Annotated in this window: 11 protein-coding genes; 1 reads left to right on the top strand and 10 read right to left on the bottom strand. The window is 64.2% G+C overall.

The features are described from left to right. Nucleotides 1–169: 169 nt before the first annotated feature. From HPY64_17640 to HPY64_17630, 3 genes are all read right to left on the bottom strand, one after another. Nucleotides 170–835, bottom strand: a complete 666-nt coding sequence (locus HPY64_17640) for a phosphoribosylanthranilate isomerase (protein NPV68952.1) — start codon at nucleotides 833–835, stop codon at nucleotides 170–172. A 140-nt stretch (nucleotides 836–975) separates the two neighbouring features. Next, complete coding sequence (locus HPY64_17635; protein NPV68951.1) at nucleotides 976–2052, bottom strand: isocitrate dehydrogenase; 1077 nt, start codon at nucleotides 2050–2052, stop codon at nucleotides 976–978. A gap of 344 nt (nucleotides 2053–2396) precedes the next feature. Further along, a complete protein-coding gene (locus tag HPY64_17630) occupies nucleotides 2397–3296 on the bottom strand; it encodes a rhomboid family intramembrane serine protease (protein NPV68950.1) in 900 nt (299 codons plus the stop codon). A gap of 83 nt (nucleotides 3297–3379) precedes the next feature. On the opposite strand from HPY64_17630, the gene HPY64_17625 reads away from it, so the two are divergent. After that, on the top strand, nucleotides 3380–3793 hold the full coding sequence (locus HPY64_17625; protein ID NPV68949.1) for a zinc ribbon domain-containing protein: 414 nt from the start codon (nucleotides 3380–3382) through the stop codon (nucleotides 3791–3793). A gap of 17 nt (nucleotides 3794–3810) precedes the next feature. On the opposite strand, the gene HPY64_17620 is transcribed toward HPY64_17625, so the two are convergent. The 7 genes from HPY64_17620 to HPY64_17590 form a co-directional block, all read right to left on the bottom strand. Beyond that, a complete protein-coding gene (locus HPY64_17620) occupies nucleotides 3811–4182 on the bottom strand; it encodes a DUF1232 domain-containing protein (GenBank protein ID NPV68948.1) in 372 nt (123 codons plus the stop codon). Beyond that, a complete protein-coding gene (locus HPY64_17615) occupies nucleotides 4145–5011 on the bottom strand; it encodes a DUF4230 domain-containing protein (GenBank protein NPV68947.1) in 867 nt (288 codons plus the stop codon). The genes HPY64_17620 and HPY64_17615 overlap by 38 nt, the downstream gene beginning before the upstream one ends. A 75-nt stretch (nucleotides 5012–5086) precedes the next feature. Further along, complete coding sequence (locus HPY64_17610) at nucleotides 5087–6538, bottom strand: sugar transferase (protein ID NPV68946.1); 1452 nt, start codon at nucleotides 6536–6538, stop codon at nucleotides 5087–5089. Nucleotides 6539–6562: 24 nt separating this feature from the next. Then, nucleotides 6563–7711, bottom strand: coding sequence for a glycosyltransferase family 4 protein (locus tag HPY64_17605; protein ID NPV68945.1), 1149 nt, complete (start codon nucleotides 7709–7711; stop codon nucleotides 6563–6565). Between the two features lie 82 nt (nucleotides 7712–7793). Beyond that, the gene (locus HPY64_17600) at nucleotides 7794–8780 is read right to left on the bottom strand and encodes a carbohydrate kinase (GenBank protein NPV68944.1); all 987 of its coding nucleotides are present in this window, start codon (nucleotides 8778–8780) and stop codon (nucleotides 7794–7796) included. 185 nt (nucleotides 8781–8965) lie between these two features. Beyond that, on the bottom strand, nucleotides 8966–13120 hold the full coding sequence (locus HPY64_17595; protein NPV68943.1) for a PAS domain S-box protein: 4155 nt from the start codon (nucleotides 13118–13120) through the stop codon (nucleotides 8966–8968). Between the two features lie 358 nt (nucleotides 13121–13478). Continuing rightward, nucleotides 13479–15737, bottom strand: coding sequence for a hypothetical protein (locus tag HPY64_17590; GenBank protein ID NPV68942.1), 2259 nt, complete (start codon nucleotides 15735–15737; stop codon nucleotides 13479–13481). Nucleotides 15738–16038: the final 301 nt, after the last annotated feature.

The raw sequence follows: 16038 nt of genomic DNA, 5'->3' as shown, positions 1-16038 counted from the left end.
GTGACGCGAACGCGGGTCAGGTATCCGTCGCAGACACGACAAGAGCGTCATTGTCTTCTTCTTACTCCCCTGCTCTTGGCTTTCCCTCTCTTTCTAGCTTACTCCCTGTTCGATTATTGAAAAGCCCTGCGGCTGCTGGGGGGCTGAGCGGCGCTGAAGGGTCCGCCTGCTATCCGGCGGCGTCGGCGATCTTGACCGCCGTCAGGAAAGCCAGCAGGCTGATTCTGTCCTTGCGTCCTGTAGTCTCCCCTTCGATGCCGCCGGTCACATCCACCCCCCAGGGGCGAATGGCCCGGATGCGCTCCCCGACGTTCTCGACGTTCAGGCCGCCGGCCAGCATCATGCGCGGCACCTGCTCTTTGACGGCCAGGGCGATGCCGGTAGCGATCGGTTCCCTGGCGTTGCCGGAGCGATCGACGTGGAAGGCCTCCACCAGCACGGAAGGCACACGGTCATCCAGCGGCGCATATGGCTCGAAGGCTTCAGCCATGGCCCAGGCTTCGTTGCGGTTGCGGGGCCGGATGGTCTTGTAGGCCCGGCCTTCCAGGGCGGCCAGCGCGGCCACATTCTCTTCACCATGCAACTGGGCGTAATCCAGCCCGGCCCGGAACAGGATGCTAACGACGTTCGGCTCGTTGGCAAAAACACCGATCAGCAGCGGGCAGGCCCGCCCCAGCCGTTCCCGCAGCACATCGGTGATGCCCCGGCAGGCATCCGGGGTGATAAAGCGCGGGCTGTTGCGGTAAAACACGAAGCCGAGCATATCGGCGCCTGCTTCGGCGGCCAGCAACGCATCCTCCAGCGTGGTGATGCCGCAGATTTTGACCCTGGTCATACGGTCCTTCTTCCGGTGAGGCCCGGCGCGTTTCACCAACCGCAGGCCGGGCGTTGATCTCCCCCAAACCCCTGATCATCGCGGGCCAGACGGATAGCGAACAGGCGCATCCGGCCCGGATCCGGTGAGCATGTGAACGGTCAGCCCAGCGCCTCCCACACATCAAGCTTGCCCTTGACCCGGCGGATCACTTCGTCAGTGAAGTCGGTCGTGCTGGTCTGGCCGCCCAGGTCAGCGGTGCGGACGCCGTCGTAGACTGCCTCCAGCGTCGCTTCGTAGATCGCCCGGCTGGCAGCAGTCGCCTCCGGGGTGCCCACGTAGCGCAACAGGGCTGCCCCGGCCAGGATCATGGCCATCGGGTTGGCGACATTCTTACCCTGCAGGCTGGGAGCGGTGCCATGTGGAGCCTCGGTCAGGGCGATGCGTACCTCGAATTCGTCGTCCAGGCTGAAGACCACCGATTCCGCCCCGGCAATCGTGCCGAACATCTTGAGCACCAGGTCGCTGAGCGTGTCGCCATCGCGGTTGAGAGCAGGGATGACCAGCGGCTCGCCGGTAGCTTCCAGCAGCAGGGCATACGTGGCGTCGATGAGCTGCGGGTCATAACGCACGTCGCTGTACCTGGCGGCAGCGCGGTCCATCTCCTCTTTGAACATGCCCTCATAGATCGGGCTGACGGTGTACTTCGGCCCGCCGAAGACTTTGCTGCCGGTGCGCCGGGCGTAGCGGAAGGCGAACTCGGCCACAGCGCGGCAGGTGCGGCGGGTGATGTAGCGGGTGCTGTAGGCGACCTCGTCCAGGCCGGAGCCTTCCCGCCACTCTTTGGCGTTATAGGCGTCCTCGACCGCCATACGCACCACCGCAATTGGCGCGTGGATGCCGGCGATTGGCCGCACGGAGGGGATGCGCCGCCCGGTGCGCAGGATCACCTGCGCGCCGATCAGATCGCGCAGCAGGGCGTTGGGGCTGCCCACGTCGTCCGGGTCGCCGGGCGTGATCGTCGCCGCCTTAATCCCCAGGCCGGTTTCCTTGAGCCGTTCCGCCGCCTGGCGGACGACGCCGTTGGCGGTGGCCCGCCGCTTTCCCAGCGAAAGATCGTGGCGCTCAAAGTGCAGATCGCAGCGGGTCACCGCCGGATCGAGGACGCGCAGCGCTTCTTCCAGCAACTCCTGGCCGGTCTCGTCGCCTTCCATGACAATGATGGTTCGTGGGGGCACGGTCGATCCTGTCTGGTCAGCAAGGGCGCTCTCACCCTGTACAGGGCACAGATATGCTACCGATTATAACCCCAAACTGCCCCTGCCTGTGTTGTATGGCCTGTGACGGATACCGCGCCAGACATAGCTACAGGCAGTCTCCCGGCTTTCTTCCTGTCACTTACCGCTTGCCTCCATAGGCCGGGGACGGGTGTAGCCGCTGGCGGTTGGTCCAGGCTTCAAGGTACGCAAAGATCGCCCGATGAGCCTTGAGCTGGGTGGCAACAGGGGGCGTCAGTACAACCGGTCTTCAGGGTGCTGATCAAACGCATTTCACATTATCGTGGATAAGAGCGGCGGGCGCCTTATCCCCGCTGCAACACCACGCCTAGGATCAGGACGTATACAGCGGCATAGGCGAAGGGCACAAACAGACGCTTTTGCAGCGGGTTATCGTCCACCAGTTCCAGCGCCGGCAACGGCATCCCCGGCGTGGCAAGCTCAACGGCTGACCAGGGCCGGCCATTGGCCAGCGACAGGCGGAAGGAGGGGCCGATCAGCCAGCTCAACCCGACCCCCGCCAGGAAGCCGCCTATATGCCCCCAGTTGTCGATGCGCGAGCCGGGCGACAGGCCGATCAGGATGTTGAGCGCCAGCAGGAAAATCATGTTCTGTAACTGGCGGTAGGCCGCCCGGCCAAACAGATCGCGGTGCCGGTAGACAAAAACCAGTTCTGCCCCGAAGAGAGCAAAGATCGCGCCGCTGGCCCCTACGCTGGCGTAAGAACTGAAGAGCAGGCTGAACAGCGAGCCAGTTAGCCCGCCCAGGAAGTACACCAGCAGGAAGCGCGCATGGCCGTAGACGCGTTCCACATTGGTCCCGATCACGTACAGAGCGTAGCCGTTGAAGAACAGGTGCATCAGCCCGCCGTGCAGGAACATCGCCGTCAGCAGGCGGTAGACTTCCCGATCCCGGATGATGAACTCGTTGAGCTTGGCTCCCTGGATGAACAGCCAGTCTTCGGCGCTATTGGCCAGATAGCCTTTGACGATTACCGGTTGCAGCGGCACGATTTGCCCCAGCAGGTAGATGCCGACGATGATCGCCAGCAGGATATAGGCGGCGATGGGGCGGGTGCTCGGCCCCTGTACCGGGACCATCCGCGGGCGTTGCGGGCCGGGCGGGGGCGGTGACGGGGGGTGCTGCGGCCCGGCACCTGGCGCCAGTTCAGAGTCCCGGTCATGATCGGAGTATTCAAATTGCATGGTTGTCTCTTTTCGCCGACCCGCACGGGCGGACGGGGCTGCGCTATAATACGGGTGATTATACCGCTTTCCGAGGTGATGCCGTGCCCAGCTACGATTACTTCTGCCACGACTGCCGCAAACGGCTTACGCTGCACTACTCCAGCGTGGCCGCTTACGCTGCCGCGACGCCGACCTGCCCGCGCTGTGGCGGGACACACCTGACGCGACGGATCAAGCGCGTGCGTGTGATCCGGAGTGAAGAATCCCGTCTGGAGACCCTCGATGACGCAGCCCTGGACGATCTGGATGACGCCGATCCGGCCACCATGGGCCGCCTGATGCGCCGCATGGCTGAGGAGACGGGGGAAGACCTGGGCGACGAGTTCAACGAGTTTGTCGGACGGCTGGAGAAAGGCGAGGACCCGGAGCAGATCGCAGCCAGTATGCCCGAACTGGCCGACGAAGCCGGGCTGGACGATGACACTGGTTTCGGCGCGTTTGAGGACGATCTATGACCGCCCTCTAGCACGCCTTACCGGCGGCGCAGGCCGTGAAAGATCGTGGTCAGCCAGCCAACCTTGACGCCGAAGTAACCCAGCCCGCTGACCAGCAACGCCAGGGCGGTGGCCTCGTCCAGGTTGCCCAGCACCGGTACCACATCCGGGATCAGTTCCAGCACCCCGGCGCCCGGATTGATCAGGTATAGCCCGGCCACCCCGGTGATTAGCAGCACGATCAGCTTCTGTAGCAGGTTGGCCGAAGTCGCCGGGGGCGTTTCCGCTGCCGGGCCGTCTTCTACGATGATCTCGATGTCGTCGTCCGGGTATTCCAGCGCCAGCAGCGCCTCAAGGCGGGCGATTTCCTCGTCATTCAGGTTGTGTCCAGGTTTGAGTTGCAGGGTCATAGCTCCAGTTCCCCGGCGGATCAGGCTCGCAGGAGGGCGGCAGCGGTAGCTGCACAGCCCGGTTAAAGACGATCTCGGTCTTGCTGCCGGTCAACGCGCCAACCAGATTGGCAAACACCAGCCGGGCCTGCTCCTCCGCCCGGCTCAGGATGCCGCTTTCCAGGGCGTCATCGCGGAATTCGATCACCGCTGTGTATTCGGCCAGCTGGCGGGCCTGGTCGCGGTCGACGGGCAGGATGGTACCCGAATAGGCGTACTGACGAATATAATCCACATGGCAGCCGGTGAGTTGCGCCGGAGGCAGGGTGAGGATGTACGTATTGCTGGCGGCGTCGTAGGCAACATCAGAGACGCTCAGACGGGTCAGGTCAATCCCGGCTTCGATGGTACCCTGGGCCACGTGGCTGGTCGAGAAGCTGCTGGCTCCCAGCAGACCCTGGCTGATCGACACCTCGATGTCGGCTTTGGCCAGTTGCACACTGATGCTGACCAGCTGGCCCATCGGCTGGATGCTGTTGACGATCGTCTGCGACGGCACCACGGTGATCTGCGCCGGGCCGGGAGCCAGCAGGGCGGTCAGGCCGCTGACCAGACCGCCAAGCGTGAACTGGGTCGAGAGGATCAGGACTGCGATTAGCACAGCAGCGATCAGCGCCAGGGCGATCACCACGCGAGCGCAGCCCCAGCCACTACTCTGCTGCCGGGGGATGGCCCCCTCCTCTGCAGAGGCGCGGCGGACGATCACGCGCCGTGTGCGGCGCGGCATTTCTTCCGGGAGTGTGGCCGGCGGAGAAGCCGGAAGCGGCGTTTGCCGGGGGGAATCGTTCATCTACCTGCCGATCGTCGGTTTCCTCTACCTACCGGTATATACGCGCGCGCAGCCCGATCGTTGCCCTGCCGGACCTCAGTATGCGCCGCTGCCCAGCACCACGCGCGGGATCGTCCGCAGCAGGATTTGCAGGTCCAGCATCAGCGACCAGTTCTCGATGTAGTACAGGTCTAGCAGCACCATCTCCTCAAAGGGGACATCGCTGCGCCCGGAAACCTGCCACAGGCCGGTCAGACCGCCCCGCGTCTTGAGGCGTTGCAGATGCCACGGCTCGTAATGGGCCACTTCATCCGGCGTGGGTGGGCGCGGCCCGACCAGACTCATCTCGCCGATCAACACGTTGAAAATCTGTGGCAATTCGTCCAGGCTGAAGCGGCGGATGATCCGCCCGACGCGGGTGATGCGCGGGTCATCCTTGAGCTTGGGATGGCGCGGATCAAGGCCCTGTTCCGCCACCAGCCGGGCCTTGAGCGCATCGGCGTTTTCCACCATACTGCGGAACTTCCAGACCCGGAAGTGCCGTCCTCCCTCGCCGACTCGCTCCTGCCCGTACAGGATCGGCCCCGGCCCTTCCAGCCGGATGGCCAGGGCCACCAGCCCGAAGAGCGGCAGCCACACCGGCGCGCTGATGATGACCACGATGATGTCGATCAGCCGCTTGATCACGCGCTCGGTGCGCGGGATGCGCACCTCGTTGTGCAGGCTCAACAGCGGGATACCGGCCAGATTCTCCACCCGCATCCGGCTGAGCTTGAGCTGGAACAGGTCGGGCACGATGCGCACCGGCACATCGCGGCGGTCGCATTCGCGTACGATCTCCAGGATGTCGCGCTGATGCTCCCAGGACAGGGTCACAATCACCAGATCGACCTGCTCTTGGGCAAGGAGACGCGGCAGGTTATCGATCCCGCCCAGCCCGCGCAGGCGGCCAATATCGGCGCTGCCACGCTCCGGGTCGCGGTCCACAAACCCGACTACCTGATACCCCAGGTCGGGGCGGGCCAGCATATTGCGTAGCACGGCCAGGCCGATCTCTCCCGCGCCAACGACCAGCACCCGTTCCACACCAATGCCCTGCTGCCGCTGGTAAGCGCGGATCACGCGGTAGACGGCCCGCGCCAGCGAGAGCAACACTACCGCAAACACACCTGCGTACAGCAGCAGCAGGCGGGAGAATACCAGCGGCTGGAGCAGGAAGCTAACGCCCATCACCAGCACCAGGGTATTGGTGGCGCCATTGGCGATGGCCAGCAGTTCGTCACCCCAGGAACGCCCGCGTACGTGCCGGTACAGGTTGTGCTGCTGCATCGACACTAGCTGCGAAATGGCGAAGAGCAAGGCGTATGGCACAAACGGCTCAAAGCGGGCGCGGAAAGCTTCATCCAGCGGGCGTAACAACTGGAGGTCGTAGCGGGCGACATAGGCCAGCCCGAAGGCGACCAGGATCAGGCCCAGGTCAATTAGCGGGGCCAACCAGGCCGGCCAGTTCACCACCAGCGTGCGTTCGATGTGCTCGTGATCGATCATGCGATACCCTGCTAATTCATCTGTTCAACCGGTAGCCAGCGCCCGGCGGTAGCAGGCCGCGTGGACGCGCGCTGTCTGTTCCCAGGTGAAAGCGGCGGCGTGAACCAGGCCCCGTTCGGCGGCGGCGGTGCGCCAGCCGGTGTTAGTCAGGGCGTGTTCGAGCGCCTGCGCCCAGCCGTCGATATCATGCGGCGGCAGCGCCAACCCGCCATCTCCGACGGCTTCTGGGAGGCTGGAGGCCGCCGATACGATCGCCGGCGTGCCACAGGCCAGCGCCTCGACAACCGGCATCCCCCAGCCCTCATATACGGATGGGTAAACGAAGGCTGTCGCGGCGTTGTACCACAGCGGCAGGTCATCATCCGGCGCGTACCCCTCCAGCCGGACATGCTGCTCCAGCCCCAGCTGGACAATAGTGGCACGTAACTCATTCAGCCCCCATCCCTTGCCGCCTACCAGGATCAGCGGCGCTTCCCGGCGCAGCGCTTCCGGCAAGCGGGCATAGGCGTACAGGAGCACGGTCAGGTTCTTGCGCGGTTCCAGGGTGCCCAGGTAGAGCAAAAAGCGCGCCGGGAGGCCCTGCCTTTCCCGGAAGGCGGCCACCTCCACCGCCGGAAGCGGCTGGAAGCGCTCCTGCACACCGGGCACGGCCACGTCGATCCGCTCCCGCGGGATGCCCAGCAGCGCTTCGATATCGCGGGCGGTGCTTTCGCTGATGGCGATGACCCGGCGGGCGTGCCGGGCGGAATAACCGGTCAGGCGTTGCAGGTACAGACGGCGTGCCGTGGAAAGCCGGTCGGGATACCGCACGAAGCTCAGATCATAGATGGTGACCACGGTCGGGCAGCGGCTCAGGACCGGCGTCACAAAGGCCATCCCATGCAACAGGTCCAGCCCGCCGAGTTGCCAGGGCAGCGCGGCTTGTTCCCACAGGATGCGAGCCGGCGGCCAGCCCGTCGGCAACCGCGAGCGCCGCACCCGCATCCGGTCAGCTGCTTCTGGCGCAGCTTCCCCGACAAATACCGTATAGCGCAGGTCAGGATCAGCATCAGGCAGGCAGCGCAGCGTGTTGGCGATATAGCCGTGGATGCCCGCCCGGCGGTAGCTGGCCTGCTCACTGAGCAGGTGAGCGTTGATCCCGATGTGGTATTGCCCGCTTGCCATCGTGCTCATGGCCGGGATTATAGCGTAGCCGCCGGGGGGCTGGTAGACGCGGCCCTCCGACGCCCACCCTGGCGATTGCCTGTTATCCGGCTTATGCCCCAAGCCCTCGCGCGGCCATAAAAGCGGCCACCTCTGCCTGTGTGGGCAGCGCCGGGATTGCGCCCGCTTTGGTGCAGGTCAGCGCGCCAACGGCGTTGGCGTAGGCCAGCGCCGCGCGGACGGTTTCCTCCGGTACCAGGGCCAGCGAGCCATATTTCTCGCGTTCCGGCAGCAGGCGGGCGATCATGGCCGCCATGAAGCCGTCGCCGGCGCCGGTGGTCTCCACCACGTTGATGCCGGTCAGGGCGGGTAATTCGATCCGGTAGCGGCCGTTGGTCGCCAGCGCCCCGCGGCTGCCCCGGCTGATCACCAGCAACTCCGGTCCGCGGGCCAGCACCGCCTCGATCCCGGCATCGAGATCGTTGTGGCCGCTGGCGACCGCCCATTCTTCCTCGCTGATCTTGGCCAGGTGGGCATACTGAAACGCCTCCTGGATCACGGCGCGGGCGGTGGTCTCGTCGGGCCACAGGGTAGGACGGTAGTTGGGATCGTAGCTGAGCATCAGGCCATGCTCGCGGGCCAGCCGGATCGCCTTGCGCTGGGCGCTGGCCCCCGGCTCGTTGATCAACGTGATCGAACCATAGTGAAAGCAGCGCGCCCCGGCGAAGATGTCCGGCGTGATCTCTTCCGGCAGCAGGCGCATATCCGCGCCGGGGTTGCGGTAAAAGCACATCTCTTTGCGGCCATCATCCCATACGCCAACGAAAACCACCGTGGTACGGGCTTCGGGGTCGACAAGCAGGTAGGTGGTATCCACCCCGTTGCGGGCCAGCGTGTTGCGCAGGAGGACGCCAAAAGGATCATCGCCAACCTTGCCCACAAAGCCACTGGGCACACCCAGCCGTTGCAGGGCGACGGCGACATTGGCCGGCGCGCCACCAGGCGCACGGGTGAAGCCGGGCGATTCGGCCAGCGTGACGTTGCGTTCCGTGGCCACAAAGTCGATCAGCAGTTCGCCAATGCAGATCACTTCAGGCATAGGATACCCTTCCTGTGTGCGAGGGACTCAGGTCTGCGAGCCTGATCCCACCCTGCTCCAAAAATCAGCGGGAATGAGGTATGACTGGCGCATGTCACTCCCGCTCAAACGCTTTCATCGCCGTGGCGCAGGCGGTTCTGTAGCCCTGCCAGCGCGAAAGCATCCCCAGTGCGGTGGCAGCCGGATCACTGTTCCGGCGGGTCATTCGCATCCTGTTTTGTACGCTCCAGCGGCAGGCGGACGGTAAAGGTGCTGCCGCGCCCAACCTCGCTTTCGACCGTCAGCGTACCGCCATGTAGATCGACGATCTCGCGGGAGATGGTCAGGCCCAGCCCGGTCCCGCGGGCGACTTCCTCGCTGACGCGGAAAAACGGCTCAAAGATGTGCGGCAGCGCTTCCGCCGGGATGCCGATGCCGGTGTCCTGCACCCGGATGACGGCGGAGTCTTCCTCCCTGGCGACAGAGACTGTGATCGCCCCGCCCGCCGGGGTGTAGTTCATGGCGTTGACCACCAGATTGGTGATCACCTGGGTTATCCGTTTGGAATCGATGCTGGCGATCAGCGGCGCTTCCGGCAGGCGCGTGGTGAGTGTCAGACCCTGCTGGGCGGCGGTGGGCTGTTGCACATCGACTACCTTCTCAACCAGTGCCTGCAGGGCGACCGGCTGGCGCTCCAGGCGGATCGCCCCGCGATCGAAACGGGAGATATCCAGCAATTCCTCAACCAGGTCGCTCATCTGGTCAGCCACATAGTCCAGCACCTGCAGGTGGTCGTCCTTCTTGTGGGGCTGGCGACGCAGCAGGTACAGGCGCGTCTTGAGGTTGGCGATGGGCGTGCGCAGTTCATGGGAGGCGTTGGCGATAAAGCGATCCTTCTGGGCCTGCAGGGCGCGCTCCTGACTGACGTCGCGCACGACGGTGACGACCGATAGCGGCATGGATTCGACCGCACCGACCAGCGTGGCGGTCAGGCTGGCCTCAAACTCGCTCCCATTCTTGCGGCGCAACCGCACATCCCCGTGCCAGATGCCGCGCTGGCGGAGCGCCTGTATCACCCGCGCCAGCCACAGGCGGCGATCGTCGCGGCCCTCAAAGACCATCAGCGTATCGAGCAGGTGGTCAATGTGGCCGCGGACCTCCGCAGCCTGGTAACCCAGCATCTCGGTGAAGCGGTTGTTGACGTACAGGACGGTGCCGTTATCGCTGTAAACCACGCCTTCGCCCATTGCATCCAGAATGGCCTGTAGCTGGGCGCGTTCGTGTTCCAGCTCCATGGTACGGGCTTCTACCCGCGCCTGCAGGTCGGCAGCATGGCGGCGGATTTCATCGTAGAGCTGGGCGTTTTCGATGGCGATGGCGGCCTGATCGGCGAAGGCCTGCAGGCGTTCCACATGCTCGTCGGTAAAGAAACCGGCCTGGCTGCTGTCCAGGTTCAGGAAGCCGATCACCTGACCGTGAGTACGGATGGGCACCCCGGCGTAGGACTTGGCCCAGCGGTTGGCCGGCCAGTCCGCCCATTGCTCAGGCCCAACCTGGGTGAGATCGGCGATCCGGAATGGCTGGCCGGTCAGGAGCATATGGTGGAAGGAGGGCGTTTCCAGCGGTATACGCATGGCGGCGATCTCCGCTTCAAGGGCGGGATCGTAGCCACGCCAGTTATGGATGCGGACATGATCGCCTTCGATCAGGGCGAAGTTGGCCGCGTCATGCGGCACAACCCGCCCGACATTATCCAGAATGCGGTCAAGCACGGTCTCCGGGTCAAGGGAACTGGCCAGTGCCGCGGCGGTGTCACGCAGCGCTTCGGCCAGCGTGCGCTGCTCGTGCTCGGCTGCTTCTGTGCGTTTCAACTCGCTGATATCAGTGATCGAGATCAGGATACGCCCCCAGGTATTTTCGTAGCCGGGGGCGACGGAAAGATTGACAATGATGTACCGCTTCTGGCCGCGAATCATTTGCTGCGATTCAAACATCATCCGGTGCTGGCCATGCGCCAGGGCATTCAGTTCATACTTGAGGTTGCCCCAATCACTGGCCGGTAGAATGTTGCCCAGCGAGTCTAGCAAGGGCGCCTTGCTTTCCCGCCCGTACAGTTCCAGGGTTTGCCGGTTGACATCAACCACCCTGATGCCCTGAACACAGCGGGCCAGCACGTCCGGGTGAGCGTCGAAATAGGCGATGAAATCTTCCACCCCGTTCGCCTTCAACTGATCGATCAGGGGTTTGGCGCTGGAGTAATCTTCCTCCCACAGCGAGATCGGCACATCCTCGAACAGGCGCTTGTAGCGGGCCTCACTCTCCCGCAGCGCAATCTCGGCCTCCAGCCGATCGGTGACGTCCAGCATGGAGACGATCACCCGTGACCAGCTATCCTCATAGCCGGGGGCAATAGTCACCTGGACGCTGGCGTAGCGCTGGTTGCCCCGCACCGTCTGAACCATCATCTCGGCCTGCACGTGGTGCTGCCGCTCGGCCAGCGCCACCAGGAGCAAGCGGAAATCTTCGAACTGTTCCTCCTGTAGCGCCCGCTTGATATGCGCCCGCAGCCTATCAGGGTCGTCCGTCTCAAAGAGATCGAGCAGGGCGCGGTTAAGCGCCAGCAGCTGCAACTGCCTGGCGCAGGCGATCACTTCCCCGGGATAGTTGTAGAAGTACTCCCGGAAATCCGTCACGCCCGCTGCTCGGTAAGCTTCCAGGGCGGCCCGAACCCCGGAAAAATCGGCCTCTATCAGGGCAATGGGCAGGTCTTCAAACAGGCCGCGGTAGCGCTGCTCGCTTTCCCGCAGGGCCTGTTCGGCCTGCTTGCGCTCGGTGATGTCCTCATAGGTGCCCAGCACGCCGACGATGGTGCCGTCCGGGTCACGCAACGGCACCTTGTTGGTGGTCAGCCAGCCAATAGCGCCATCAGCGCGGGACTGTGGCTCCTCGATGCCAAACAGCGGTTCGCCGGTTTCGATTACGTGCTGATCGTCGCGGGTATAGACCTCCGCTTGCTCGCGCCAGATCATGTCGGCGTCGGTCTTGCCCACGATCTGCGCCGGCGATTCCAGGCCAGCGTCGCGGGCGAAAGCGATGTTGCAGCCCAGATAGCGCAGATTGCGGTCCTTCCAGAACACGCGGGTAGGGATGCTATCCAGGATAAGCTGGAGCATCCGGCGCGATTCCTGCAGTTCGCGCTGGGCCTGCTGGTGTTCGGTGATATCGTGGACGATGGCCCCGATCATGTAGCCTTTATCGGTTTTGACCGGGAACATCGAGGGAAGCACCTCGCGGATCGTGCCGTCGGGGCGCTGTAGCCGTATCGGGCCGCGAACGAAGGAGACATCGCCGTCGGCCAGCATCTGGCGTGTCAGGCCCTGCAGGCGTTCGCGCGTCTGGGGGGTGCGCATTGTCGCGGGCGTCAGCTCGTCCAGCACCTCCCAGATCGGGCGGCCCAGCACCTGCTCCCGGCTCAGGCCGGAGATGCGCTCCATGCCCGCGTTCCACTCGATCAGTCGGCCCTGCTCATCCACCAGGCGGATGCCGTCATGGGTATGCTCGACAATCGCGCGCGACTTCTGTTCGCTTTCGCCCAGGGCAACCTGGGCAGCGCGTTCCTCGGTGACATCGCGTACGGAAAGGAACAGCAGCGACTCGCTGACGAGATCGATCCGGTTGAGGCTGGCCGCAAGCACGGCGGTACGGCCATCGCGGCGACGGCAGCGCGTCTCAAAACGGGCGCTGCCGCCTTCTGCGACGGCGGCCAGATGGATGTCCAGCGCCGCCAGGTCAGCAGGCATCACCAGATCATGGATTAACCTGTCGGCCAGTTCCTCCGGCGGGTAACCGGTGATAGCGACAAAGGAGGCGTTCACTTCCCGGATGTGGCCGTCCAGGCTGAGGATGCAGAAGCCATCGCTGGCCATCTGCAGGATCATCTCATTGCGCAGGATTTGTTCCCAGAAAGCTTCTTCAAAAGCTTTCTGCTGGGTGTATTCCTCTACCTGCAGTAAGGTGTAAGGGAGGATTTTGCCCGCCTCGTCGCGGATGGGAGCGCAGATCAGGCGTACCCAGAAGGGGTGACCGTCACAGTGTAGGGCACGCAGTTCCAGGCGGATATGATCCCGGTGCGCTTCCCTGAGTTCGTGCAGCAGGAAGTTCAGCGTAGGCCGGTCATCAGCGTGGATCAGCGACTCCAGCGACTGCCCCGCCAGATCGTGAGCCGCACAACCGAGCAGCCTGCCCAGCGACGGGTTGGCGACGATCAGGCAACCATCAGTTCCCAGCAAGGCCAGGCCGTACGGCGCGCTCAGAAAAGCCCTCTGCACAACCGGCGGCAGATTTTCAGTGATGTCTTTCATGTTCTAAACCGATCGTCCGCCGTTCCGGACGGTCAGGCCGTTCAGGCACGCCGCAATCAGCGCTACCAGATACGGCAAATAGCCCGGCAGTTGCCGGGTATGGCGCTTTTGCCTGCTCGGCAGGTTTCATCGTGCTCTCGGCTTCCACGCTCTGTGGCCAGATACCTCCCGCTGCCTGTGTTCGGAACCGATCTGCCAAACCCTTCCGGGGTGCAGGCACGGGGAAATTGGCCCCTCTGTTTGTTTCCGCGCGTTCCTTCCCGGAGGACTAATTATAATGGTCTTATGGTTCCCCCAAAAACACAAGGAATTCGGGGGCGGCAGGCGCCACTCCAGGATGTTTTTCACCGGGCAGTGCTCATGCGCCGGGCGTTGTCAGCGGGATGTACTCGCCCTTCCACCAGCTAGGCGGCCACCACGCCGGCGCGACATTCGGCTCGTAGTAGCCGTAGTAGGTTTCCAGGATGCGACGCACGATCGGCGCGGCGACCTCCGAGCCTTCCCGCGAGTTCTCGACCACCACCACGATGGCGATCTCCGGTTCATCCGCGGGGGCAAAGGCGGCAAACCAGGCGTGGGGTGGCGTCGTGCCCGCGCCGGCCTGGGCTGTGCCGGTCTTGCCGCACACGCTGACCTGTGATTCGCCCAGGCTGCTGCCGGAGCCAAACACGTAATAGGCCGTGCCCAGCGTCGCGTTGGAGGTCACGCCGCACATGGCGTCATAGATGGCCTGCAGCACTTCCGGGCGCAGGTTGATGTTGCGCTCGACCGTTGGCTCAAACTCGTAGGTCGGAGTCTCCCCGATCAGACCGACATGGTGAACCAGCTGCGGGACGAGCAGATCGCCGCCGTTGGCGATGGCGGCGATCAGCCGCACCATCTGCAGGGGCGTCACCAGCATATCGCCCTGACCGATGGCGATGTTGACGGCATCGGAGCGCGTCCAGGTGCGGCCCAGGTTCTCCCGCACCCAGGTGGGGCTGGGAATCTGCCCGGCTGTTTCCGCCAGGTCGCGGATGCCCGTCGGCGCGCCGAAGCCCATCTTGAGCGCGTAGTTCGGCAGCAGGTTGGGGTCGCGGATGTCCATATCGGCCCCGGTCTGGTAGAAGTAGGGGTCGCAGGAGGCGGTCAACGCCTGGGGCAGTGTCAGTGTGCCGTGGCCGTCGGGCTTCCAGTCGTAACGGGTGTGGTCGCCGGAGGAGGCGCCGTTCCAGACACCGGTGCAGACATAGCGGTGGTCAAGGGTGTAGACGCCGCTGTCAGCAGCGGCGGCCATGGTCACGATCTTGAAGACCGAACCGGGCGGGTAAGCGCCCTGCGTGACGCGGTTGATCTGCGGCTGGCGCTCGTTATTCTGCATCTCGACCAGCCGCTGGCCGGCATCGGCGCGGGCGCGGTCAGGGTTGAACAGGTTGGGGTCAAACCAGGGGTAGCTGGCCAGAGCCAGAATCTCGCCGGTGTGCACATCCATGACCACGACTGCCGCGCCGCGCGCCACCGTTGCCCAGTTGGCGACGTTGTAGGCATCGCTCAGCACCTGCTGCACGATCAGTTGCAGGCGGGAATCGATGGTCACATACACGCTCTGGCTGGCTCCTGGCGCTACCGTCGCCAGGGTACGCAGCACGTCACCGGCTGGCGAGAGGATTTGCAGCTCGCCGCCGGCCTTGCCGCCCAGCACCTCGTCCCAGGCCCGCTCGATGCCGCTGATGCCGACGATCGCGTCTTCCGGCACACCCCGTGCCCGCAGCGCCGGGAGCATCTCCGGCGAAGGATAGCCCACATAGCCGATCACGTGGGGGGCCAGCCCGCCAGCCACATAGCGGCGGGTGGCGCGCTCCTCAAACGAGGCGTTGCAGTCTTTAACCAGCGTCTCGCTTTCCAGGGCGTAGGTTTCCGCGTCGATCTCCCCGACCAGCGTCACCCAGTTCGGGGCGCGGCTATCGAAGATGTTCTGCAGCTCGCGGTTGCTCAGGCGCAGGACACGGGTCAGTGTGGCTTTGCAATCCTCCAGGCGGGGGATATCCTGCTGCACAACCGTAACCGGAATGGCGACTCCGGTCTGGTTGACCAGCACGTTGCCGTCGCGGTCGTAGATGTTGGCCCGGACGGGCATCCGCTGGTTGAGCAAAATTGTGCCGCCGCCTGCCATCTCCGCGAAGATATCGCCAGTCGACCAGGCCACCCGCCAGCCTTCATCGGTTGCCACCAGACGCAACGTGCGCCCAGGGTCCTCAAAGGTGCCCAGGAAAGAGGTGGTGAACCGCATGTCGTAGCTGATGGCGACCGTGTTGCCCTGTTGCAGGCTGGATCGCAGGGTGTAGTCCAGCGACTGCAGGGTCATCTCCTCGGCCACATCATTGTAGATACGGGTGAAAACATCTTCCGGGTAGGCTTCCCGGCTGCGGAAGCTGATCAGGGAGTACATGGCAGCATAATCGGAACGCTTCCACGCCTCCAGGTACGTTGCGGCGATCGCCTCCGCCTCCTCCAGGGTCAGCAGGACAGGCGTCGGGAGGGCCTCCTCAGCGGCGGGCGCAACCGGTAGCGCGCCGCACGCCGTCAGTAGCAGGACGGCCAGCGCCAGCCAGACAATCGATGTTGCCCCTTTTGGCACGGTCGCACACTCTCCCAAGCACAAAAGGCACAGGTTACAGCATCCCTGCCGCATACCCATGCCCCCCGTCAGTCCGGGTATCTCCGGCGCGGTTCTCAGGCGCCGCTGTGGATCAACCAGCAGACGGGATTATAGCCACTGCCGGACGGGCTGTCGAATCCAGGTACAGGGGGGGGTACTGTATCCTTTTCGGTTGAAATTCGTGGAATGGTTTTCATGTTCCTGCAACAGAATGAAGTCGCGTGTCATTTTGAGAGAAAATACACATGCGATTTGGTGCGTAGATGGGCAACCTTCAACC

It is taken from the genome of Anaerolineae bacterium (genome assembly GCA_013178165.1).
In the GTDB taxonomy this organism is placed as follows: domain Bacteria; phylum Chloroflexota; class Anaerolineae; order Aggregatilineales; family Ch27; genus Ch27.
The sequence above is the reverse complement of the archived record's forward strand: the minus strand, read 5'-3'. Positions and strand labels throughout refer to the sequence as shown.